This window comes from Teredinibacter waterburyi (genome assembly GCF_001922985.1).
In the GTDB taxonomy this organism is placed as follows: Bacteria; Pseudomonadota; Gammaproteobacteria; order Pseudomonadales; family Cellvibrionaceae; genus Teredinibacter; species Teredinibacter waterburyi.
This window is the reverse complement of sequence record NZ_MRUH01000022.1, coordinates 15,932-37,675: the sequence shown is the minus strand read 5'-3', so window position 1 is coordinate 37,675 and position 21,744 is coordinate 15,932. Positions and strand designations below refer to the sequence as shown.

The following is a 21,744-nucleotide window of genomic DNA, read 5'->3' as shown; positions in this document are numbered from 1 at the left end:
TAACGTTACGCGCTTTACTGTAATAAGCCTGTTGGAGCATCGAGTGGACGTATCCGAAATTGAAAAACTCGCGCATTTAGCGCGCCTAAATATCAACGATGAAACCATCGATGAAACTGCAAAAAGTATCACTGGCGTTTTAGCCTTAGTGGATCAATTGCAAGCCGCCAATACCGACGGCACAGCCCCTATGGCTCACCCCCTCGACGCTATTCAAAAATTGCGCATCGACGAAGTATCTGAACCCAACCAGCGGGAAAGATTCCAAGCTATCGCACCAGCGACAGAAGATGGCCTCTATCTTGTTCCTAAAGTGATCGAATAACCATTGAATTAGAACAACAAGATCAACGAATTAAAGCAACGCACAAGACTCAGCAAACTCTAGTAAGAATAGCGTATTTAAGTGGTGTGACATGGGCGATTCTTCATCGAAACGCCCCATGGCAAAGACCGCTTGAATGACCAACCTTTGTTAGGTTTTAACCGTTATTCATCTTACTTAGAGCACTGACGAAGTGGTATCTAGCAGCATAAACTGACAACACATCAGGACCCCGCAATGCACAACCTGACCATTGCCGAAATAAGCCAGAAACTAAAGGCAAAAGAATTCTCAAGCGTGGAGGTTACCGAACACTTCCTCAACCGTATTGAATCCTTAGACCCAAACTACAACGCGTTTATCAGCGTTACTCGCGAACAGGCCCTCGCCCAAGCTCGCGCCGCCGATATAAAGCTGGCCGCTGGCGATACCCACATCATGTGTGGCGTGCCCTTCTCGCATAAAGACATTTTTTGTACCGATGGTGTAAAAACCACCTGCGGCTCGAAAATGCTCGACAACTTCGTACCCCCCTACAACGCCACCGTCGTAGAAAACTATCTCAACGCCGGCGCGGTTATGCTGGGCAAAACCAACATGGATGAATTCGCCATGGGGTCGTCCAACGAAACCAGCTATTTCGGCGCGGTTAAAAACCCCTGGGACACCAATTGTGTGCCGGGGGGCTCCTCTGGCGGCTCGGCGGCATCGGTTGCCGCGCGTTTAACTCCGGGCGCTACAGCGTCTGACACCGGGGGTTCGATTCGCCAGCCAGCAGCCCTGTGCGGCATTACGGGCATCAAACCCACCTACGGTCGCGTTTCGCGCTGGGGTATGATTGCATTCGCCTCCAGCCTCGACCAAGGTGGCGTAATGACCCGTACGGCGAAAGACTCGGCGATAATGCTCAATGTTATGGCCAGCTATGACAGCAAAGACTCAACCTGCGTAGATCAACCACTAGAAGACTACACCGCCAACTTGGGCGACTCGCTAGAAGGCGTAACCATTGGTATTCCAAAAGAATATTTCGGCGAGGGTTTAAACCCCGGCACGCTGGCGGCAGTAGAAGCCGCTATCAAACTCTACGAAGCGGCGGGAGCAAAGATTAAATCAATCTCACTGCCACATACCGGCTTGTCCGTCCCAGCTTATTATGTGATCGCGCCAGCCGAGTGCTCCGCCAACTTGTCGCGTTTTGACGGCGTGCGCTACGGCTACCGTTGCGACAACCCTAAAGACTTAGAAGACCTCTACAAACGCTCCCGCGGCGAAGGCTTTGGCGACGAAGTTAAACGCCGTATTTTGGTTGGCACCTACTGTCTAAGTGCCGGCTATTACGACGCTTACTACGGTAAAGCCCAACAGGTTCGACGTTTAATCAAACAAGACTTTGACGACGCATTCAAACAAGTCGACGTGATTATGGGGCCCACTTCACCATCCCCCGCGTTCGAATTTGGCAGCAAGGGCGACGACCCAGTAGCCATGTATTTAGAGGACATCTACACCATCGCTACCAACCTCGCAGGCCTGCCAGGCATGTCGATTCCTTGCGGTATGGTCGACAACAAGCCCGTTGGCTTGCAGCTAATTGGCAACTTCTTTGCCGAAGCCAAACTGCTCAATCTGGCGCATCAGTTCCAGCAGCGCACAGACTTCCACCAACAAGCTCCAGCAGATATCGCTTAACGAGGTTAGAGAGAAACAAATATGGAATGGGAAACAGTTATCGGCCTCGAGATTCACGTGCAGTTGGCCACAAAAACCAAGATTTTTTCCGGCTCGAGTATCACCTTTGGCGCCGAGCCCAATACGCAGGCCTGCGCCATCGATCTGGCCATGCCCGGCACCCTGCCTTCGCCCAACGAACAAGCTTTTCGCTTCGCCACGATGTTTGGCTTGGCGGTTAATGCCGAAATTGGCAAGCGCTCAGTGTTTGAACGTAAAAACTATTTTTACCCAGACCTGCCAAAAGGCTATCAAACAACGCAGTTGGCAGAGCCTATTGTCGGCCGCGGCTACGTTGACCTACAGCTAGAGGGTGGCCGCACCAAACGTGTCGGCATTCACCACGCCCACTTAGAGGAAGATGCTGGTAAATCCCTGCACGAAGATTACCACGGCATGAGCGGTATCGACCTCAACCGCGCCGGCACCCCCCTAATTGAAGTTGTTACCGATCCGGATATGCGCACCTCCGAAGAAGCCGTCGCCTTCGCCCGCAAACTTCACTCGCTGGTAACATCACTGGGGATTTGCGATGGCGAAATGTCGCAGGGTTCGATGCGCTTCGACGTTAATATTTCGGTACGCCCGAAAGGCCAAGAAGAGCTCGGCACTCGCACCGAAACCAAGAACCTCAACTCCTTCCGTTTTATGGAGCGCTGTATTCACCAAGAAGTTGAGCGACAAATCGAAGTTTTGGAAGACGGCGGCACGATAAAACAAGAAACACGCCTCTACGACGGTGATACCCACACCGCTCGCTCAATGCGCTCAAAAGAAGAAGCTAACGATTACCGTTACTTTCCCTGCCCTGACCTGCTGCCCGTTATTATTGATGACGACTATATCGAGGCGGTGCGCAAAATGCTCCCAGAGCTACCAGATGCGCGACAGGCGCGCTTCGAAGCGACCTTTGGGCTTTCCAATTACGACGCTGGCAGCCTTAGCGCCGACGCCGCTACCTCGGCATTTTTTGAATCTACCGCTGCGGCCTGCGGTGACGCAAAACTGGCGGCAAACTGGGTAATGGGGGAAGTATCGGCCCGCTTAAACAGCGAGGAGCTGAGCATTGCTGCCGCCAAGGTTAGTCCCGAACAGTTAGCGGGCTTAATCGTGCGAATTAAAGATCAAACCATTTCCAACAAAATTGCCAAGACCGTATTTGAGGCAATGTGGGATGGCGAGGGCAACGCCGATGAGATTATCGAGGCGAAAGGCCTAAAGCAGGTTTCCGACTCCGGCGCACTGGAAAAGATTGTTGATGAAGTCATTGCCAACAATTCTGCCCAAGTTGAAAACTATCGCAGCGCAGACGAGTCCAAGCGGCCTAAGATGCTCGGGTTTTTCGTAGGTCAGGCGATGAAAGCATCGCGCGGCCAGGCAAACCCGCAGCAATTGAATGCTATTTTACTTGCAAAGCTTGAGGGCTAGCTGACGCAAACCGCCAGTCCTCCAACACAAAATAAACCGAACTCAGGAAATAACAATGTCCCAAAAGAAAGATAAACAAAAAGTACTTGGTGAAATCTTCGACGACGAGCGCGTCCGCAGCTTTCTTAATGTAGAAAGCCACGGCGACGTAAATGCCGACTTTAATATTCTCGAACGCGCCTATCGCGGTATGCAGGCCGAAAATTTTGAAACCTTTGTCCAGTTTTTCAAAGAGGCGGGACACAACCTAAACGCTAAAAACCCGCGTGGTGAAACCCTGCTGAAAATTGTCAGCGACCACCGCCAAAGTAATGAGTACAAGCAAGCCCTAACCGCTGCTGGCGCCACGCTCTAACGAGCCTACAAAAACGAAACGCGCTACGCGATCACCGGCGAATACAATGGATCCAATACCCGTAAAAAACCAAACCGCCAGCGGTGTGAACTACTTCTTTCAGGGGGCTCGTTTACTCTGGCACCCTAGCTTACGAGCCTACATACTCGTGCCGCTATTGGTTAACATCATCCTGTTCGTGGTGCTTACCGGCCTACTGATATCCTATCTGGGTGTTTTTTCAGGCGCGCTTGCCATTGAGCCACCAAACTGGTTAGCGTGGGCACAGCCGGCGATCACCTTGCTGGGCCGTATTCTCGGCGCGGTATTAATTGTTATCGCGCTGTTAATTTACGCTTACAGCTTTAACATTATTACCAACATTATCGCCGCGCCGTTTTACGGCTTACTTGCTGAAAAAACCGAAGAGTTACTTACCGGCGTAAAACCAATCTCGGAACCGCTTAGCGCTATGATCCCGCGCGTCCTCGGACGCGAACTAACTAAGCTTTGGTATTTTATTACCCGCGGGATATTGGTCACGTTAATTATGATCTTCCTCGGCACCCTACCCATTATTCAATTGCTCGCACCTCTTGTAGGGCTAGCGTGGGGAGCTTGGTGTATGACCATACAATATGCGGACTACCCAGCCGACAACCACAAGTTATCCTTTGTGAAATTACGCAGCAATATTTGGCAATGCAAATACAGCAGTACCGGATTCGGGGCAATTGTAATGGGCTGCAGCGTTATCCCCATATTCAATATATTCGCCATGCCCGCCGCCGTTACTGGCGGAACTCTGTTTTGGTTGAATGAGTTACGCGACTGCGATCAAGTCTAATCATCCCCCATTGTCATATCACCACCGACATCTTTTGCACGCTGCAGGCAATCGCCCGCACGTGCAATCATCAAATCTAGTGATTCACCGGTAACACTGGTGACTCCAGCGCTCAAGGAAACGCCGGCAAAAGCGGCGTCACCGGTACTGTCGATACTGTGAGAATCGGCGGAAACAACCTGCCTCGCTCGGTCGACAAATGCACAGGCCTTGTCGTTTGGCAGCCCCGATAAAAGTGCGTAAAACTCCTCACCATCGGCCCTCGCCACAAGAAAACGTCCAAATACCCGGCGTAAATTCGTCGCCACTTGGCAAATAATATCGTTGCCGACATCATTTCCGTAACGCTCATTAATCTTGCGAAAATCATCTAGATTTAGAATCGCAAGCGAGATAGGTACATTTGCAGCAACTGCATTGCGATAAAGCTCACCGCCGTGCTGGAAAAAGTATTTGCGGCTATAGCAGCCGGTGAGATCATCGCGATTAACGGCATCGCGCAATTTTTCGATCATCTCCAGATATTCAACATTGTGAGTAATCCGGCAATGAAACTCTTCGTGGTTAAATGGTTTGCGCAAAAAATCGTTGGCGCCGTGCTTGATAAATTTAGCCGATAAGGTGCCATCCCCTTCCGACGACAAACCGACAATGATCAAATCTGACTTTTCATACTTTACGCGAATATTTTTCACCAACTCAAAGCCATCCATTCGCGGCATATGATAGTCAGTAATCAAAATTTTAATATCGGGGTTGGCGAGCAATACTTTAATCGCCTCCACGCCATCTTCCGCCTCAAACACAGGGTAAAGATGCAAACGCAGCATCTGCGAGACAAACTTGCGGGCTGTAGATGAGTCGTCCACCACCAACACTTTTACTCGCTGATTTTTAATTAGACGATGTAAAACGCCGAGCGCATATTGGTAGGAATAGCGCCCCTCTTTAGTAACATAGTCGACGATACCTTTATTCAGTAGATCAGCTCGGCGCTTTTCATCGAAGGAACCGGTAAGCACAATAGTGGGAATATCGAGTCCAAGGGTGTAGTCCACGACTTCGCCATCCGGCGCATCGGGTAAAGACAAATCAACTAGCGCTGCAAAAAACTCATGCTCCCCAGACTCCACTCGGGCCTTCGCCTCGGAAAAGCTCTTCGCATAGACAGGGAGCACCTGATCACTACGCGACAAAACATGGGTTAACACCTTCATCACCATGACACTGTCTTCTACAACAAGAACCTTCTTCATTACCTTCTCCGAACCCCACACGCATACACAAAGACCAACTAATCCAGTAAGTGTAGTTGATACAGCGCCCCGCGAGAGGTAACTAAGGAGTATGTGGGCGCACGCTGGACAAGAAAGTAGAGGGCTAAACGAATAACTAGGTAGATCAACAAATCGATAACGGGCTAGATAGTGCGCCAGATAGTCGGCCACGAACAATCAAGGCGTGAAGAAATAAACAAACCGCAACTAGGGCGCGCAGAGAGGATTTACAGGTAGCGAACGCGGATAATAAAGAAAGTAAACGAGGAAGAATGACAACCTTCCTCGAACGCAAAGCGGGCAGAGATGGGGGTAAATTACTTTAAAAGCTCATCTGGCGGCTGCAAGCATTCCAGCTTACGACCCAGTAAGGTTTCAATATCCGGCAGTAAAAAGGCATCGTCTTCACAGGCAAAACTTATCGACTGACCACTGCTGCCAGCACGACCGGTACGGCCAATTCGGTGTACATAGTCTTCCGGCTCTTCTGGTAATGTGTAGTTCACAACGTGAGACACATCGTCAATATGAATACCACGACCAGCAACATCGGTTGCAACAATCGCTTGTATGCGACCCGCCTTAAAGTCATCTAGCGTTTTTATACGCTTTGCCTGAGCAATCTCGCCCGACAACAACCCCACTCGATAACCCTTCTTGCGCAGTTTCTCGTGTAAACGTCGGCACTGATCGCGGCGGTTGGCGAAGATCATCAAACTGGTGACATCTTCACGCGCCATCAAATTATTCAGTAGAGTGAACTTTTCGTCACCGGAAACCAAGTACACCAGCTGCTCGACGGTATCGGTCGCTACTGATTCAGGTTCAATTTCTACCGTAACGCGATCCAACATCCACTGCTCTGCCAAACGCAAAACATCATCGGAAAAAGTCGCAGAGAACAACAGTGTTTGACGATGTGTTTTAGCCGGCGCCATACGAACAATTCGCTTCACCTGAGGGATAAAGCCCATATCCAGCATGCGATCAGCTTCATCGATAACCATCAGCTCGAGCTGATCCAAGTAGACTTCACGCTTTTCGCAAAAATCCAGTAAACGCCCAGGCGTCGCCACTAAAATATCCACATGCCCAGAATGCAGTGCCTGTAGTTGTTTGCCGTAGTCCATGCCGCCAACTAAGGTGTGCACCGATAAACCGGTGTACTTGCCAATAATTTTCGCATCTGAGGCGATCTGCATCACCAGCTCACGCGTGGGCGCAATCACCAAGGCTCGAGCCTCACCGCCGTAGCGCTCTTCCGGCGCGGGATTTGCCAGCAAATCTTCAAACAGCGCGATCAAAAATGCGGCTGTTTTCCCTGTACCCGTTTGCGCCTTACCCAGGACATCGTGACCGCTTAGGCTAAATGGCAACGACTTTTCTTGGATTGGAGAGCAAAATTCAAAGCCCATTTCAGCCAGCGCACGCTGTATAGGAGAAGACAACTCCATCTGGTCAAAACGTAATCGCTCAACCGCAGGCTTAGTGCTTGGCGCGGCTGTAGGAGTTATAGTATCGGGCTGATTGGACATATTTCGGGGGTATCTTCATTAAAAGTGAGCTAGGCTTTGTACACAGTCAAGGTCCACACTGCAAGCTATTCCGCAGCTTTATCGGCAAACGGCTATGATAGCCAACATCAAAACAGCAGCTTACTTCACGGGCAAACATGAACGACAGAAAAATTTCGGTTATTGGGCTCGGCTATGTTGGCCTGCCGGTTGCAGTCGCATTCGGGCAAAAGCACTCCGTTATTGGCTTTGATATTAGTCCGCGCAGAATCGCAGAACTACAAGCGGGTAACGATAGAACTCTTGAGGTTAACGGCGACCAATTACAGTCAGCGAAAATTGTTTTCAGCAGTAATGCGAGCGACCTTAGTCAGGCCAACTTCCACATTATAGCTGTGCCAACCCCCATTAACAGTGCGCGGCAGCCCGATCTTACGCCTCTTTTAAGCGCTTCGAAAAGTCTGGGGCCGCAATTAAAGCAAGGTGACATTGTTGTCTATGAATCCACGGTTTACCCCGGTGCGACCGAAGAAGACTGCGTACCCGTATTAGAAGCCGAATCTGGCCTGGTCTGCGGCAAGGATTTTTTTGTGGGCTACTCGCCGGAGCGAATAAACCCGGGCGACAAAGAACACACCTTTACAAAAATCACCAAAATCGTCGCGGGGCAAACACCGGAAGTATTAGAGATCGTCGCAGAAGTCTATGCTAGCGTAGTCACCGCCGGGGTTTTCAAAGCCGCATCAATCCGTGTTGCAGAAGCGGCCAAAGTCATTGAAAACACCCAGCGTGATTTAAACATCGCCCTAATGAACGAGCTCGCGGTCATCTTTAATCGCATGGATATTGACACCTTAGACGTTCTTGAAGCCGCCGGCACCAAGTGGAACTTTCTGCCGTTTCGGCCCGGTTTAGTCGGCGGCCACTGTATCGGTGTCGACCCCTTCTACCTTACCCACAAATCCGAAAAAATGGGCTACCACCCCCATGTGATACTCGCTGGCCGTCGAATAAATGACAATATGGGCGAATATATTGCCCAACAAGTTATCAAGCAGATGATTCGTGCAGGCAAAATTGTAAAGGGCGCCCGCGTCGCGATTATGGGTTTAACCTTCAAAGAGAACTGCCCAGATTTACGCAACTCTAAAGTGATCGATGTTATTAATGCCTTTAAGGGATACGAAGTAGAGCTTCTCGTTCACGACCCGCTCGCCGATGCTGCCGAAGCGCAACAGGAATACCAGGTCGCGCTCAGCTCACTGGACGACATTAAACTCTTAGACGCGATGGTATTTACCGTTGCCCACAACGCATATAGAGCACTAACCATCCACGAAATTGGTGCCTGCTTGCGCCCCAAGGGAGCGCTTTTCGACGTAAAAGGCCTGTTTGATCGCAACCAATGTGCAGCAGCAAACATCCCACTCTGGCGCCTTTAGCAACACGCTTCCACCCGGCTAACCGTATTTCTTCAATACTAAGGCGTTTTTCGATCTGGTTAGTGTTAACTTTTACCGACTGCAGCTATTATTGCCATCCGGTATAGCCATCATGCCGAGGCAGCAGATATGGCGCGAGTTTGCACCAATCGAATAAATGCTAACTTGCCGCTATTTTTGGCTAGACTTAATACACTGGCAAAACGGACTTTGCGCGAACATATCGGTTTGCGGTCAGATAATCGCGAGCAAAAAGCGCGACCAACTGTGCGCTTACACACCCGACTTGCCCATCCGCCGCACGCCAAACGAAGAAACAAGCAGAAAACAAAATTATAAAGCCAAGTAGGCAACATAGAGTTCGGAGGAATAATGCACAAATCAGCCTCTTTTCAGCAGTCAATTGGTCGCGCGCCCCAGAAAGCGCTTCCGTCCCCCCGTTTTGCCTTACGACCGCTCGCCTTTGCCGTCGGCATGGCGAGCCTTAGTGTCGGCCTATCTGCGCAGGCACAAGTCACCGACCCCGCGCATCATCTGCGCCTAGAAGAGGTTATTGTCACCGCGCAAAAACGCGTGGAAAGCCTACAAGATGTGCCGCTATCCGTGTCGGCCATTACCGGCGAACAGCTCGAAGCATCCGGTATCGAAAACCTCAGTGACCTAACGGTGCACATGCCCAATATTCATTTTACCGAAACTGGCTTTAGCACCCAGGTGCGAGTACGCGGTATCGGCTCCGACAACAGCCAGGGTTTTGAGCAGTCCGTCGGCATGTATATAGACGGTATCTACTACGGCCGCGCACAGCTGTTTCGCGCGCCGATGATGGATATGGAGCGCGCCGAGCTATTGCGCGGTCCGCAAAGCACACTGTTTGGCAAAAACAGTATTGCTGGGGCGCTCAACCTCACCACAGCTAAACCCTCATCAGACTTCACCGGCTCGGTGTCTGCGTCCAAGGAAATGAACTTTAATACCTGGGAAGTGAACGGCATGGTATCCGGCCCAGTTAGCGAGGACGTCCGCGTTCGCTTAGCGGCACGAGGCCTGTCCGATGACGGCTATATGGCCAACACCTACCTCAACAGCGACCAGCCACAGCGTGATGAATCCGCACTGCGTTTGAGTGTTGACTGGGATGCCGGCGATAACCTAAACCTCTATTTCAAAGCAGAACAAAGTGAATTCGACACAATTGGACGGGCAATTGAAATCACTTATGACCAGCCACTTATCGACGGGCAGCCAACTTACGCCGACTACCTAGAGATACTCAGCCAACCGAGTATCGACTCCGAGCTCAACTATGAACGCCAAGTCAACACACTTGAGACCAGCACCAACAAAATCAACAACTACACCTTTAAAGCCGATTACGACATCGGCGATTACGCACTGACCGCTATAACCGGCAAGCTAAACTTTAATTATCATGAACTGTGCGACTGCGATTTTGTTGCCGCCGATATCCTCAATGTGAACCTCTACGAAGACTACGATCAGTTTAGTCAGGAGATTCGCTTGGCCTCACCGGTTGGCGAAAAGATTGAGTGGCTAGCAGGCGTTTTCTATCAAGACTACACCCAAACATTTGTCGATCAGATCGATATTCTCGAGGGGAATTTTCTAACAAACTCAGCCCCAATGATGTCGAACACCGGTTTACGACGCGACTTTATCCAAGAATCAACAGCTTGGGCGCTCTTCGCGCGAGCGACTTGGAACGCGAATGACGAATGGCATATTACCTTGGGCGCCCGCTATACCGAAGAAACCAAAGACGCGAGTAAAGTACTCAACATTATCGACCCCAGCACATCGGAACCGTTGAACGATCCGGTTGCTGCCTACGCTTACTTGAGCTTATTTTTAGCGGAAAGTGAACAGGCACGCTATATCCCGCTACCCAATACCGACCCCAGCAACTGGCCGGTATTAGAAAATAGTGGCCACAATATTTCCGGCAGTCGTGACGAATCGGCGTTTACCCCTTTGCTCAACATTGAGTACGACATCAATGGCGACAGCATGGCCTATGCCTCGTTTACTACCGGTTTTAAAGCGGGTGGCTTTGACCCTCGGTCAAATAGCGTTGGCTACTTTTCCGCGCCAGCGGGCACGGCCTCTGGAGCCGAGCTCAACCCAACTCTGTATTTCGAATTTGAAGAAGAGACTGCTGACGCAATTGAACTTGGCATGAAAAACACCCTGCTCGATGGTCGTGCTGAATTAAACTTTTCGCTTTACCACACCACATACCACGATTTGCAGATCAGTCAGTTCGACGGCGGTGTCGGCTTTAATGTTGGCAATGCAAAAGAGGTATTAGTGCAAGGCTTGGAAGTTGATGGTCGTTTCTTGGTAACGGAAAACCTTACCGCTCGCTACGGCATATCGCTACTCGATTTTGAATACAAAGATTTTAAAAATGGCAACTGTTACCCCGGCCAGACACGTGATGGAGTCGACTTAAACGGTGATAACATTTTGGATACCTGCGACTACACAGGTAAACGTGGCGTCTACACGCCAGACTATACCGTTAACCTATCACTAGATTACTACCGTCCACTCGACGACGGCTGGAACCTTGTTGCGCTACTGGATTTACAGCAAGTTGCCGAGCAACAGGTACACGTAAATCTTGACCCGAATGGCGACATCGACCCTTACACTATGATGGGTTTACGTTTGGGTATGGAGTCAGAAAATATTAGTATCGCAATACTGGGCAAAAACCTGTTAAACGAGGAGGTGGTTTCCTACTCCGGCAATGCACCGCTTTCCGACTCGCAATTTAATACCAACACCTTCTACAGTTTTGTGCGGCGTCCACGCACTGTTGCTTTGGAGCTTAAAATTAAGTTCTAAAGCAATAACCTCACTTGCGTAACAGCAACACCGGCCGCCTATGCGGCCGTTTTTTTACTTTAAAAAAACACGCCTAAGGATTACCGCAGACTTCACACTTCGGATCTTTCTGTGCGTTCAAGTAGCGCCATTGATTTGCATAACCGTCGAACAGGGCAAGGCGTCCCGCGTTTAACTTGCCAAAACTGCCTAGAATTTTCAGCGCCTCTAAAGCTTGATGACTTCCGACCACACCCACCACCGGCGAAAGCACCCCATTTTGCGAGCAGGTTAGATCTTCATCTCCCGTAAGCGCATATAAACATTGATAGCAGGGGCAGGTTTGATCACGAAAATCAAACACGGCGAGCTGCCCCTCTAAACGTATTGCTGCACCCGACACCAAGGGGGTTCGCGTGGCTAAGCAAGTACGGTTTAGCAACTTGCGGGTAACAAAGTTATCGCTGCAATCAACTACCACATCAGCCTTCTCCACCTGCTCCATTAACGTAATCTCATCCAAGCGCCGAGCAAGTGTTTTAATACAAACAGTAGAATTAATCGCCGCTAGTGTTTGCGCCGCCGATTCAACTTTACTCAAGCCTAGGGTGTATTCGCGATGGACAATTTGCCGCTGCAGATTCGAAACATCGACCTTATCGTCATCTACCAGCACCAAAGTCCCCACACCAGAAGCTGCAAGATACATGGAAACCGGCGAACCCAAACCACCTATTCCTATAATCAACACCCGCCCCGCACTAATCGCTTCTTGGCCTTTAATATCGACCTGAGGCAATAAAATATGGCGGCTGTAACGCAACAATTGTTTATCGTCCATTTGTCGCTCCTTTCTAGTTAGCGAGTTAGCCTGTTAAATTTTATACTGGGCAAGCGTTACGCGATCGTTTCCGGCCAAATCCTGTCGGGTGGTAATCGCAGCATACCCGCAACGGTTAAAAATCGCGGCCACCGCCTCAGCTTGACGCCAGCCGTGTTCCAATAACAACCAACCGCCAGAAGCCAAGAACTCTCGTCCCTGCGCGATGATAATTTCAATATCCGCCAAACCGTCATGTTCCGCGACAAGCGCAGAGCGCGGCTCGAAGCGCACATCACCCTGCTGGAGATGCTCATCGCTGGCAGCGATATAAGGTGGATTACTTACGATTACGTCAAACTGGTTAATCACGCCAGCATCACGGCGCAGCGCGTCATACCAGTCGCTTTGAATACAACGAAGATTGTCACAGCCATGACGCTGGCGATTTTTTTCAGCGAGCGCAACAGCCTCTGCGGAATAATCCACAGCAATAATTTCAGCCTGCGGCAATTCCGTAGCTAGCGCAATTGCAATCGCGCCAGTCCCTGTTCCCAAGTCCAACATTCGCTGAGGAGTGCTACATCCAATCTCTTTTCCCGCACCGACATTCACAATATCCAGCACGGCCTCAACCAACTGTTCGGTATCAGGACGCGGTATAAGTGTCGCTGCAGAAACAAAAAAACTCAGCGACCAAAATTCGCGCTCGCCGGTAATATGTGCAATTGGCTCACCCGTCTCACGGCGTGCGAGCAGTTGCTGGAAGGTTTGATAGTTATCGGGAGAAAGGGGCTTTTCCGGCCAGGTATACAGCCAGGTTCTGCTTTTGTTTAACACATGGCCGAGCAGGACTTCCGCGTCTAGCCGTGCAGAATCACTTTTGTGTAATTGCAGCTGCGCCGCGCGCAAACAGGCGGCGACAGAATGTACAGCTGCAGTGATCATTACTGGCTTAACGCCGCGAGCAAGTCGGCTTGATATTCATTTACCAACGGCTGCACTACATCAATTAAAGCGCCCTGCATAATCTCGTCTAACTTGTACAAGGTTAAATTAATTCGGTGATCAGTTACACGCCCCTGCGGGTAGTTGTAGGTTCGAATGCGTTCGGAGCGATCACCGCTTCCCACCAAACTTTTACGTTCGCTGGCCTGCTCTGCCGCCGCTTTTTCCGATTGCGCGTTATTAAGTTTGGTGGCCAGTAGCGACATCGCCTTGGCTCGGTTTTTATGCTGTGATCGTTCGTCCTGACACTCCACCACTATGCCCGAAGGAATGTGGATAATTCGAATAGCGGAGTCGGTTTTGTTGACGTGCTGTCCACCAGCGCCGGAAGCGCGAAATGTGTCGACGCGCAAATCCGCTTTATTAATATTGACCTCTTCTGCCTCATCGGCTTCCGGCATTACCGCAACGGTACAAGCTGAGGTGTGAATCCGCCCCTGAGATTCCGTTTCTGGCACGCGCTGAACACGGTGAGCACCCGACTCAAACTTCATTTTCGAATACACGCCCTGCCCAACGACACGGGTAATGATTTCCTTGTAGCCGCCATGTTCGCCTTGGTTCTCGCTAATCACTTCTACTCGCCAGCCCATTTCCTCGGCAAAGCGCGAATACATACGAAATAAATCGCCGGAAAAAATTGCAGCCTCATCGCCACCCGTTCCCGCGCGGATTTCCAAATATACGTTTTTGCCGTCGTTGGGGTCTTTCGGCAACAATAGCTTTTGCAATTCCAGTTCAAGTGGCTCGATAAGTTTTTCGCTATCTTTTAATTCTTCTTGAGCCATCTCGCGCATATCGGCATCGCCGTCTGCCATTAACGCCTTGGCTTCGGCAATATCGTCCATGACGGTTTGGTAACGATTAAAACACTCAACCACAGGTTCAATTTCGGCGTACTCTTTAGACAGCTCGCGAAATTTATTTTGGTTGGCAATAATGCCGGCATCGCTCAGCAGGGCGCCCACCTCGGTGTAGCGTTCGGCAAGGTTTTCTAGCTTGGCTTTAATGGAATCTTTCATAAACTCGTTATTTCACTTTGAGTATGTGTATGGGTGTCGACCGAGCAATCAAGAATCGGACTCTTCATCTTTTAGAGTATTTAATCCAAACAGTGTCTGGAACTCGGTAATCATATGGTCGCGGCCATCAGCACTGGCCTTTTTTAATTGCGACGTTGGCTGATGCAAAAATTTATTGGTTAGGTTGCGCGAAAGTGCAGCCATTATTTCTGCCGGATCACCGCCGGCCTCTAAGGCTCGCAAACTTTTTTGAAGTTCCTGCTCACGCAGACCATCGACCGACTGCCGAAAAGCTTTTACTACGGTCACCGCCGAAAGCGCTCGTTGATCCGCCTCAAACCGTTCAACCCCCGCATTAATGATCTCGCGAGCGATATGCGCCGCTTCCTCACGAGACTTTTTATTTTCGTCGATAACTTCTTTTAAGTCGTCCACCGTATACAGGTAAACATCCGCAAGTTCAGCGACCTGCGGTTCGATATCGCGCGGTACGGCAATATCAACCATAAACATGGGGCGGTGTTTACGCTTTTTAAGCGCCTGCTCGACAGCGCCCTTACCTAACAGCGGCAATTGACTCGCGGTGGAGGAGATGACGATATCCGCCTGATATAGATAATCCGGAATGTCAGCCAGCAATATCGCCTCCGCATCTAATTCATTTGCCAGCTTGCGGGCATTACCGAGGGTTCGATTGGCGACAATAATCCGCTTAATTCCATGATTCTTTAGGTGTCTAGCAACCAGTTCTATGGTTTCCCCGGCACCAATTAACAACGCGGTATCGCGCTTTAGATCCGAAAATATCTGCTGCGCCAGAGCCACGGCTGCATAGGCAACCGAAACAGGGTTTTCACCAATCGCCGTCTCGGAACGTACTTTTTTCGCCACCGCAAACACCCGCTGAAAAGCATCGTGCAGTCCCGTACCGAGCACGCCGGCTTCTTGAGCCACCGCGTAGCAAGATTTCATTTGACCGAGTATTTGCGGTTCGCCGAGTACCAGCGAATCCAATCCGCTAGCGACCGACATCATATGGCGAGCAGCGTCACCACCTTGATACACATAGTGGGCCGCAACCAATTGTTCAAACTCGGCATTCTTGTGATCGGCTAGCCATTGCAACAACTGCCGAGAATCGGATTCTGACTGACAGTAGATTTCCGTGCGATTGCAGGTGGAAAGTATTGCGATCTCGCTGGCCACACTGGAATTTTGCGCGTTCTGAAGCGCCTGCTCGATTTCGGCAGGGGCAAATGCGACTCTCTCGCGTATTTCGAGACTCGCGGTATTGTGATTGATACCTAGCGCAATAAACGTCATATCTACCGAAAAACCTAAAATTAGAGCCGCCTAACAACTCCTTAAGCGACCGTTCACACCGAAATCAGCCAACGACCTGATGGCTATTTATATACAGCCGGATACCTCTCCGACGCGAACCAATCCGAGTCAACACTACTTGGCCCACAGCAGCATACAGCGTGAAAAACCGCCCATTTTCTTGTTTACCACCGAAGAAGGCAAGCGCTGTGCCGAGCAAAAGCGTTTTCACCTGCGCCAAGCAGCCCATAGTTACAGGGTTTTAAAAACATCGGTCACGAAAATCACCCCCGCCGTAGTACGGTATTATCGCCGAAATTGGGGCACTTCCCTCCAGACGCAAGCTTGATATACTGGGGAACTAGCCACAGCAGAACTCTGGCGCGCAAACCCTGTCACAAGCTAGGTCAGCGACTCCAGCCTATACTGGTTACACTCATATTGATTAGTACTTATACTCGCCGGGGGAAATACCTGTTCCCGAAAAAGCCTTAAAGCCCATACCGGCTCAACGGCCTGTATAGTTTAGTTATGGCCTAAAGCGCTAGAAACACCAGAGTCAGCCGAGAGAGATTAGATACATTGCCCCTATTCACCCGCATCACCCGCACAAAAATGTCGACCGCACACGCCTCCTCCTATAGTGGCAACAGCTGGTGGCGCTCGCTAATACTTGGCTCTTTGATAGCTGCCACCTCTGGCTGCGCCAATATGGCGAGCCAACAAGCCACCGATACGCCAACCAAAAACACAAACGAAAATGCAGCGGCAATATCGAGCGCCAAGGTGGACCGCCCCTTTAGCAGCGAATCTCTATACGCCCTATTAGTGGCGGAAATGGCTATCGACCGACGCCGTTATGACATCGCACTTAGCAATTACCAGCAACAGGCCCTGACCACTAGGGACCCAGCCGTTACTGGACGCGCCACCCAAATAGCCCGCATCCTAGAAGCTCACAGCAGCGCTTTAGCGTTAGCCCAACAATGGCACGAACTAGAACCAAGCAACCTGGATGCTCAGCTGATTTTCATGGCCGAATTGATTCAGGCAAATCGCTTGCTCGAAGCGCTATATCAAGCGGAGCAACTTGCCGGCCTCGGTCAACCCGCGCCATTCGACTCGATTGCACTACGCGCCGTGGGTGGCGACCCATTCTTACTGCAGGACTTACTTAGTCGCTACCAAGCGCTAGCCAAACGCCACCCACAGAACAGCCTACTCCTCCTCGGCACCAGTATTTTGCTAACAGAGTCCAATCGCCCAGAAGAAGCGTTAACGGCGATAAAACGCACGCTGACGATAGAACCCAATAATCTACAGGCCTCTTATCAAGAAGCGCATATTTTACAAATGCTCGGCAAACCGGAGCTGGCGCTTAAAAAGCTAGCGGATCTGGTCGCGGCCAACCCCGGAAATTTCGCACTGCGAGCCCGCTACGCGAGGTTAATGTCCGCATACGACATTAATGAAAGCCGTGAACAATTTAAGTCGCTGCTTAAGGTTGCACCTCAAGACCCCGAGATACTCTTCTCTCTCGGGCTAGTGGAGCTGGAGTCAGGACGAACCGATGACGCCGAGCAACACTTCTTAACCTTAATCGAAACCGGCCACTACCTCTCTTCGGCGAACTTCAACCTAGGCGTTATCTACAGTCAAAAGCAAGATCGAAGCAGCGCCATCAAACACTACCAGCAGGTCCAGCCGGGCCATAACTACGTCGCCGCCTTGTCTCGCGCCAAAGATCTGTTGGTCGCTGAAGATCAGTCTCTAGAAGCGCTAACCATGCTGCGTCAGGCGCGCACGGCTTTAGCGCCGGAGTCCCCGCAATCAGGCTACCGCGAGGGCCTCTATATTCTAGAATCCGAAGTCCTGTTGAGCGCGGGTCAAATCGCGGCAGCAGAGCTGCTGTTAAGCGAAGCTCTGGAAGAATTCCCCGATGCGACCAACGCCCTCTACTCGCGCGCCATGCTCTACACCCGCATCAATAATTTAGAGGGTGCAGAGCGGGACCTTAAACGAATAATTGCGCTCAACCCGGAGAATGCCGCCGCACTTAACGCTTTAGGCTACACACTCGCGGACTTAACCGATCGCCTCGACGAAGCCTACACCTATATCAGCAAGGCCTTCGTACTGGCGCCGGACGACCCCGCTGTGATGGATAGCATGGGCTGGGTAGAGTACCGGCGCGGCAATATCCCAGCAGCGCTAGTACGGTTGAGAGCGGCGTTGAAGGCCATGCCAGACCACGAGATAGCCGCGCATCTAGGCGAAGTACTTTGGGTATCGGGCGATAGTGACGCGGCGCGCGCGGTTTGGCGGGATGCACTGCAGCAAAATCCGAGCAGTAGCATCATAAAGAAAACGCTACAGCGCCTGCAGGTAGAGCTTAATTAGATTATGTCGCCAGCTTACGGTTATTCGAGTCAATGTTTAGTAGGCCTTGCACTTGTGTTAAGCGTGCTTTTGCAAGGCTGCCAGAGCCTCGGCTCTAGGCAAGGTGATGCCCAAGTTACTGTGCCCGCTAGCGCCGAACAGTTTACCCATTGGGATCTAGACGGCAAATTCGGACTCAAACTAGACGGCAAGGGACAGAGTGCTAATTTTACGTGGCGCAATCGCGGCTCAGACTACAACATTCACTTTAGCGGCCCACTCGGTCAAGGCGCAGCCAGCCTCAGCCGCAAAAACAAACAGGTAACGCTCAACGCCGATGGCCAGCAATGGCGTGCAGCCAATGCTGAACAGCTTCTGGCTGAGCGTCTTGACTGGACAATTCCGGTAAGTGAAATGCGCTACTGGGTGCGCGGCATTGCTTCGCCCGATAGTGTCGCGAGCAGAATCGAATACAACCCCGACGGCACTGTCGCCCTCATAGAGCAGCGCGGCTGGCTGATAAGTTATCCCCGCTACCAAGAGCTGGAAGGGCTCCGCCTACCGGCAAAGATTGTCGCCAATCGCGACGCACTAAAGCTTACCATCATCCTCAAGCGCTGGCTCGCAGCCCAGCAGAAAACAAATGACTGAACTGATCCTGCCGTGTCCGGCAAAACTCAACCTATTCCTTCACATCCTTGGCCAGAATGCCGAGGGTTACCACCTGCTGCAAACGGTCTTCCAGCTGCTCGATTCTGGCGACACCTTAACAATCAGCCACAATGATAGCGGCAAGATTCAAATTAGCCCCAACATTCCGGGCCTAGCAGCAAAAGACAATCTTATTTATAAGGCTGCGCAACTATTACAGCAACACACAGGCTGCACACAGGGCGCAACCATGCAGCTAAGCAAAATATTACCTATGGGCGGCGGCATTGGAGGCGGCAGTAGCAACGCGGCCAGCGCACTGCTCGGCCTGAACAAACTCTGGCGCTGTGAGCTAAGTATCGATGAGCTAGCCATGCTAGGGCGCTCGCTGGGTGCCGATGTTCCCGTATTCGTTCGCGGTCAAACCGCCTGGGCAGAAGGAATCGGTGAAAAGCTTCAACCGCTCAACATGGAGACACGCTGGTTCGTCGTATTGGCGCCAAATTGTCATGTCTCCACCAAAGCAATTTTTTCGCATAAAGATTTGACAAGAGATACGACCGCCATTACAGTAGCGGCCTTCCTCGAGAAGGGCGGGAAAAATGACTGTCAACCCTTGGTTGAAAGGCTTTTTCCGCAGGTGAGAGATGCGGTTGATTGGCTCAATCAGTATGGCTCGGCGCAATTAACAGGTACCGGTGCATGTGTTTTTGCATCATTTAAATCTGAAGATAGCGCTTGGAACGTTTTCGCCAATAGACCAAAGCATATAAACGGTTTTGTGGCTAAAGGTATTAACGATTCGCCATTGCATCAGTGCCTCACTTGAGGGCAGTTTTCACTGGGGCGTCGCCAAGTGGTAAGGCAACGGGTTTTGATCCCGTCATTCGTAGGTTCGAGTCCTTCCGCCCCAGCCATTTTCCTCTGCATTTCCTCCAATATCCTTCCGTAAGTAAAATTCGATCCATTCTGAAGAAGGAGCCAGATAGTGCCTGATTTGATGGTATTTAGCGGTAACGCTAACCCAGAACTCGCTGAACGTGTTGTTAGCAATTTGGGGATACCTCTCGGGGATGCCACCGTAGAAAACTTCTCAGACGGTGAAATCTTGGTCGAGCTCAACGAGAACGTACGCGGTCGCGACGTTTTTGTTATTCAACCAACCTGCGCACCTACCAACGATAACATCATGGAATTAATCGTGATGGTGGATGCACTGCGCCGCGCCTCGGCTGGCCGCATTACCGCTGTAGTCCCCTACTTTGGTTACGCCCGCCAAGATCGACGCGTACGCTCTGCACGAGTACCTATCACGGCAAAAGTAGTTGCCGATATGATGGTAACGGTCGGCGTTGACCGCGTACTTACGGTTGATTTACACGCAGAACAGATTCAGGGCTTTTTCGATGTGCCCGTAGACAACGTATACGGCTCGCCGGTACTGCTACAAGACATCGAAAAACAAAACTTTAAAGATCTGGTGGTGGTTTCACCCGATATTGGCGGTGTTGTTCGCGCCCGTGCAGTTGCCAAGCAACTCGATATCGACCTGGCCATCATCGATAAGCGTCGCCCAAAAGCCAACGTTGCCGAAGTTATGAATATTATCGGTGATATCGAAGGTCGCACCTGCCTACTGGTAGATGACATGGTGGATACGGCTGGCACCCTTTGCAATGCCGCCAAAGCCTTAAAGCAACGCGGCGCCGTAAAAGTGGTCGCCTATGCAACCCACCCAGTATTGTCCGGGCCGGCCATAGAACGCTTGAATAATTCACAGATGGACGAACTCGTCGTTACAGACTCGATTCCGCTATCTTTAGAAGCAAAACAATGCCCAGTGATTCGCCAGCTCACCCTGTCGAACATGCTCGCCGAAGCGATGCGCCGTATTAGCAACGAAGAATCGTTGAGCGCTATGTTCGGCGAGGGCTTATAGAATTCCATTAGGAATTGCCCTTAGTGGGCACAACCGTCGGCGCCGCCTCGTTAACATCTAGTTAGGATCGCGTCGACACACTACAACCCCTTACTGTTCCTGGTCGCGGGATAGTTTGGGCATATATTTGGAGTAGATAAAATGTCTGCAGATAACTTTACAATAGAAGCAGCGCAGCGTGACGATTCAGGGAAAGGTGCGAGCCGCCGCCTGCGTCGCGAAGCCAACCTAGTTCCCGGCATCGTTTACGGTGGCCGTAAAAACCCACAAAGCATTACGCTTTCTCACAACGAACTGATGAAGCACCTTGAGCACGAGTCTTTTTACTCGCACATCATCAGCCTAGTTGTTGACGGCAAAGCAGAAGACGTAATCCTTAAGGATTTGCAACGTCACCCAGCCAAGCCAGTAGTAATGCATATCGACTTTATGCGCGTTTCGAAAACCAAGAAATTGCAAACTCGCGTGCCTTTGCACTTCATTAACGAAGTTACCAGTAAAGGCGTTAAGGTTCAGGGCGGCGTAATCGCACACACCATGATTGACCTTGAAATCAGCTGTTTGCCAGCTGACTTACCAGAGTTTATCGAAGTGGATATGGCTAACGTAGAACTGGGTCAAACCGTTCACATTTCCGACATTACACTTCCCAAAGGTGTTGAGTCCGTTGCTCTTAGCCACGGCGCTGACCACGATCTACCTGTTGCATCTATCAACAAGCCTAAGGGCGCAATTGAAGATGATGCTGCAGAAGATGGCGAAGCGGAAAGCGACGCAGAGTAAGTTCAGAACGGTTTATACCGCTGGATTTACCGCAAAGACAGGCAGCTTCGGCTGCCTGTCTGCGTTTAGCA

18 protein-coding genes and 1 tRNA gene are annotated in these 21,744 nt (G+C 50.8%); 13 read left to right on the top strand and 6 right to left on the bottom strand.

Annotated elements, in window-relative coordinates:
• Window positions 1-43: 43 nt before the first annotated feature.
• The 5 genes from gatC (at window position 44) to cysZ (ending at window position 4,665) form a co-directional block, all read left to right on the top strand.
• A complete protein-coding gene (gene gatC / locus IDZ20_RS03095) occupies window positions 44-325 on the top strand; it encodes an Asp-tRNA(Asn)/Glu-tRNA(Gln) amidotransferase subunit GatC (RefSeq protein ID WP_188149968.1) in 282 nt (93 codons plus the stop codon).
• A gap of 237 nt (window positions 326-562) precedes the next feature.
• Window positions 563-2,017: an Asp-tRNA(Asn)/Glu-tRNA(Gln) amidotransferase subunit GatA gene (gene gatA, locus IDZ20_RS03090; RefSeq protein WP_188149967.1), complete on the top strand. Its 1,455-nt coding sequence runs from the start codon at window positions 563-565 to the stop codon at window positions 2,015-2,017.
• A gap of 21 nt (window positions 2,018-2,038) precedes the next feature.
• Window positions 2,039-3,484 (top strand): Asp-tRNA(Asn)/Glu-tRNA(Gln) amidotransferase subunit GatB, encoded by a 1,446-nt coding sequence (gene gatB / locus IDZ20_RS03085; RefSeq protein WP_188149966.1) that lies wholly within the window; start codon window positions 2,039-2,041, stop codon window positions 3,482-3,484.
• Window positions 3,485-3,539: 55 nt separating this feature from the next.
• Window positions 3,540-3,839 (top strand): PA4642 family protein, encoded by a 300-nt coding sequence (locus IDZ20_RS03080; protein WP_188149965.1) that lies wholly within the window; start codon window positions 3,540-3,542, stop codon window positions 3,837-3,839.
• A gap of 46 nt (window positions 3,840-3,885) precedes the next feature.
• Window positions 3,886-4,665: a sulfate transporter CysZ gene (gene cysZ / locus IDZ20_RS03075; protein ID WP_188149964.1), complete on the top strand. Its 780-nt coding sequence runs from the start codon at window positions 3,886-3,888 to the stop codon at window positions 4,663-4,665.
• Here the strand turns inward: cysZ and IDZ20_RS03070 are convergent.
• Window positions 4,662-5,921, bottom strand: coding sequence for a response regulator (locus IDZ20_RS03070; RefSeq protein WP_188149963.1), 1,260 nt, complete (start codon window positions 5,919-5,921; stop codon window positions 4,662-4,664). The two genes, cysZ and IDZ20_RS03070, sit on opposite strands and share 4 nt — an antisense overlap.
• Window positions 5,922-6,259: 338 nt before the next feature.
• The gene (gene rhlB / locus IDZ20_RS03065; protein ID WP_188149962.1) at window positions 6,260-7,477 is read right to left on the bottom strand and encodes an ATP-dependent RNA helicase RhlB; all 1,218 of its coding nucleotides are present in this window, start codon (window positions 7,475-7,477) and stop codon (window positions 6,260-6,262) included.
• 137 nt (window positions 7,478-7,614) lie between these two features.
• On the opposite strand from rhlB, the gene IDZ20_RS03060 reads away from it, so the two are divergent.
• Window positions 7,615-8,898: a nucleotide sugar dehydrogenase gene (locus IDZ20_RS03060; RefSeq protein ID WP_188149961.1), complete on the top strand. Its 1,284-nt coding sequence runs from the start codon at window positions 7,615-7,617 to the stop codon at window positions 8,896-8,898.
• 372 nt (window positions 8,899-9,270) lie between these two features.
• Window positions 9,271-11,769, top strand: a complete 2,499-nt coding sequence (locus tag IDZ20_RS03055) for a TonB-dependent receptor (RefSeq protein WP_188149960.1) — start codon at window positions 9,271-9,273, stop codon at window positions 11,767-11,769.
• Between the two features lie 73 nt (window positions 11,770-11,842).
• On the opposite strand, the gene IDZ20_RS03050 is transcribed toward IDZ20_RS03055, so the two are convergent.
• The 4 genes from IDZ20_RS03050 to hemA are packed head-to-tail and all read right to left on the bottom strand — an operon-like array spanning window position 11,843 to window position 15,921.
• Window positions 11,843-12,589, bottom strand: coding sequence for a HesA/MoeB/ThiF family protein (locus IDZ20_RS03050; protein ID WP_188149959.1), 747 nt, complete (start codon window positions 12,587-12,589; stop codon window positions 11,843-11,845).
• Window positions 12,590-12,622: 33 nt separating this feature from the next.
• Window positions 12,623-13,516, bottom strand: a complete 894-nt coding sequence (gene prmC / locus IDZ20_RS03045) for a peptide chain release factor N(5)-glutamine methyltransferase (protein WP_188149958.1) — start codon at window positions 13,514-13,516, stop codon at window positions 12,623-12,625.
• Window positions 13,516-14,598, bottom strand: coding sequence for a peptide chain release factor 1 (prfA, locus tag IDZ20_RS03040; RefSeq protein ID WP_188149957.1), 1,083 nt, complete (start codon window positions 14,596-14,598; stop codon window positions 13,516-13,518). Before prfA ends, prmC begins: the two co-directional genes overlap by 1 nt.
• Before the next feature lie 48 nt (window positions 14,599-14,646).
• A complete protein-coding gene (gene hemA / locus IDZ20_RS03035; protein ID WP_188149956.1) occupies window positions 14,647-15,921 on the bottom strand; it encodes a glutamyl-tRNA reductase in 1,275 nt (424 codons plus the stop codon).
• 582 nt (window positions 15,922-16,503) lie between these two features.
• On the opposite strand from hemA, the gene IDZ20_RS03030 reads away from it, so the two are divergent.
• From IDZ20_RS03030 to IDZ20_RS03005, 6 genes are all read left to right on the top strand, one after another.
• Window positions 16,504-18,321: a tetratricopeptide repeat protein gene (locus IDZ20_RS03030; protein ID WP_188149955.1), complete on the top strand. Its 1,818-nt coding sequence runs from the start codon at window positions 16,504-16,506 to the stop codon at window positions 18,319-18,321.
• Between the two features lie 54 nt (window positions 18,322-18,375).
• On the top strand, window positions 18,376-18,951 hold the full coding sequence (gene lolB / locus IDZ20_RS03025; RefSeq protein WP_188149954.1) for a lipoprotein insertase outer membrane protein LolB: 576 nt from the start codon (window positions 18,376-18,378) through the stop codon (window positions 18,949-18,951).
• Window positions 18,944-19,780 carry a 4-(cytidine 5'-diphospho)-2-C-methyl-D-erythritol kinase gene (gene ispE, locus IDZ20_RS03020; RefSeq protein WP_188149953.1) on the top strand — a complete coding sequence of 279 codons (837 nt, stop codon included), beginning with the start codon at window positions 18,944-18,946 and terminating at the stop codon, window positions 19,778-19,780. The genes lolB and ispE overlap by 8 nt, the downstream gene beginning before the upstream one ends.
• Window positions 19,781-19,793: 13 nt before the next feature.
• A tRNA-Gln gene (locus IDZ20_RS03015) sits at window positions 19,794-19,868 on the top strand.
• Between the two features lie 83 nt (window positions 19,869-19,951).
• The gene (locus tag IDZ20_RS03010) at window positions 19,952-20,890 is read left to right on the top strand and encodes a ribose-phosphate pyrophosphokinase (RefSeq protein ID WP_425443412.1); all 939 of its coding nucleotides are present in this window, start codon (window positions 19,952-19,954) and stop codon (window positions 20,888-20,890) included.
• A gap of 141 nt (window positions 20,891-21,031) precedes the next feature.
• Entirely contained in the window at window positions 21,032-21,673 is a 642-nt protein-coding gene (locus IDZ20_RS03005; RefSeq protein WP_188149951.1) for a 50S ribosomal protein L25/general stress protein Ctc, read from the top strand.
• The last annotated feature ends 71 nt before the right edge of the window (window positions 21,674-21,744 follow it).

What these genes read in the sequence shown, in the direction of transcription:
- gatA (WP_188149967.1), top strand. Translation starts at nt 563, where the DNA reads ATGCACAACCTGACCATTGCCGAAATAAGCCAGAAACTAAAGGCAAAA.
- gatB (WP_188149966.1), top strand. Translation starts at nt 2,039, where the DNA reads ATGGAATGGGAAACAGTTATCGGCCTCGAGATTCACGTGCAGTTGGCC.
- IDZ20_RS03080 (WP_188149965.1), top strand. Translation starts at nt 3,540, where the DNA reads ATGTCCCAAAAGAAAGATAAACAAAAAGTACTTGGTGAAATCTTCGAC.
- cysZ (WP_188149964.1), top strand. Translation starts at nt 3,886, where the DNA reads ATGGATCCAATACCCGTAAAAAACCAAACCGCCAGCGGTGTGAACTAC.
- IDZ20_RS03070 (WP_188149963.1), bottom strand. Translation starts at nt 5,921, where the DNA reads ATGAAGAAGGTTCTTGTTGTAGAAGACAGTGTCATGGTGATGAAGGTG.
- rhlB (WP_188149962.1), bottom strand. Translation starts at nt 7,477, where the DNA reads ATGTCCAATCAGCCCGATACTATAACTCCTACAGCCGCGCCAAGCACT.
- IDZ20_RS03060 (WP_188149961.1), top strand. Translation starts at nt 7,615, where the DNA reads ATGAACGACAGAAAAATTTCGGTTATTGGGCTCGGCTATGTTGGCCTG.
- IDZ20_RS03055 (WP_188149960.1), top strand. Translation starts at nt 9,271, where the DNA reads ATGCACAAATCAGCCTCTTTTCAGCAGTCAATTGGTCGCGCGCCCCAG.
- IDZ20_RS03050 (WP_188149959.1), bottom strand. Translation starts at nt 12,589, where the DNA reads ATGGACGATAAACAATTGTTGCGTTACAGCCGCCATATTTTATTGCCT.
- prmC (WP_188149958.1), bottom strand. Translation starts at nt 13,516, where the DNA reads ATGATCACTGCAGCTGTACATTCTGTCGCCGCCTGTTTGCGCGCGGCG.
- prfA (WP_188149957.1), bottom strand. Translation starts at nt 14,598, where the DNA reads ATGAAAGATTCCATTAAAGCCAAGCTAGAAAACCTTGCCGAACGCTAC.
- hemA (WP_188149956.1), bottom strand. Translation starts at nt 15,921, where the DNA reads ATGACGTTTATTGCGCTAGGTATCAATCACAATACCGCGAGTCTCGAA.
- ispE (WP_188149953.1), top strand. Translation starts at nt 18,944, where the DNA reads ATGACTGAACTGATCCTGCCGTGTCCGGCAAAACTCAACCTATTCCTT.
- IDZ20_RS03010 (WP_425443412.1), top strand. Translation starts at nt 19,952, where the DNA reads ATGGTATTTAGCGGTAACGCTAACCCAGAACTCGCTGAACGTGTTGTT.
- IDZ20_RS03005 (WP_188149951.1), top strand. Translation starts at nt 21,032, where the DNA reads ATGTCTGCAGATAACTTTACAATAGAAGCAGCGCAGCGTGACGATTCA.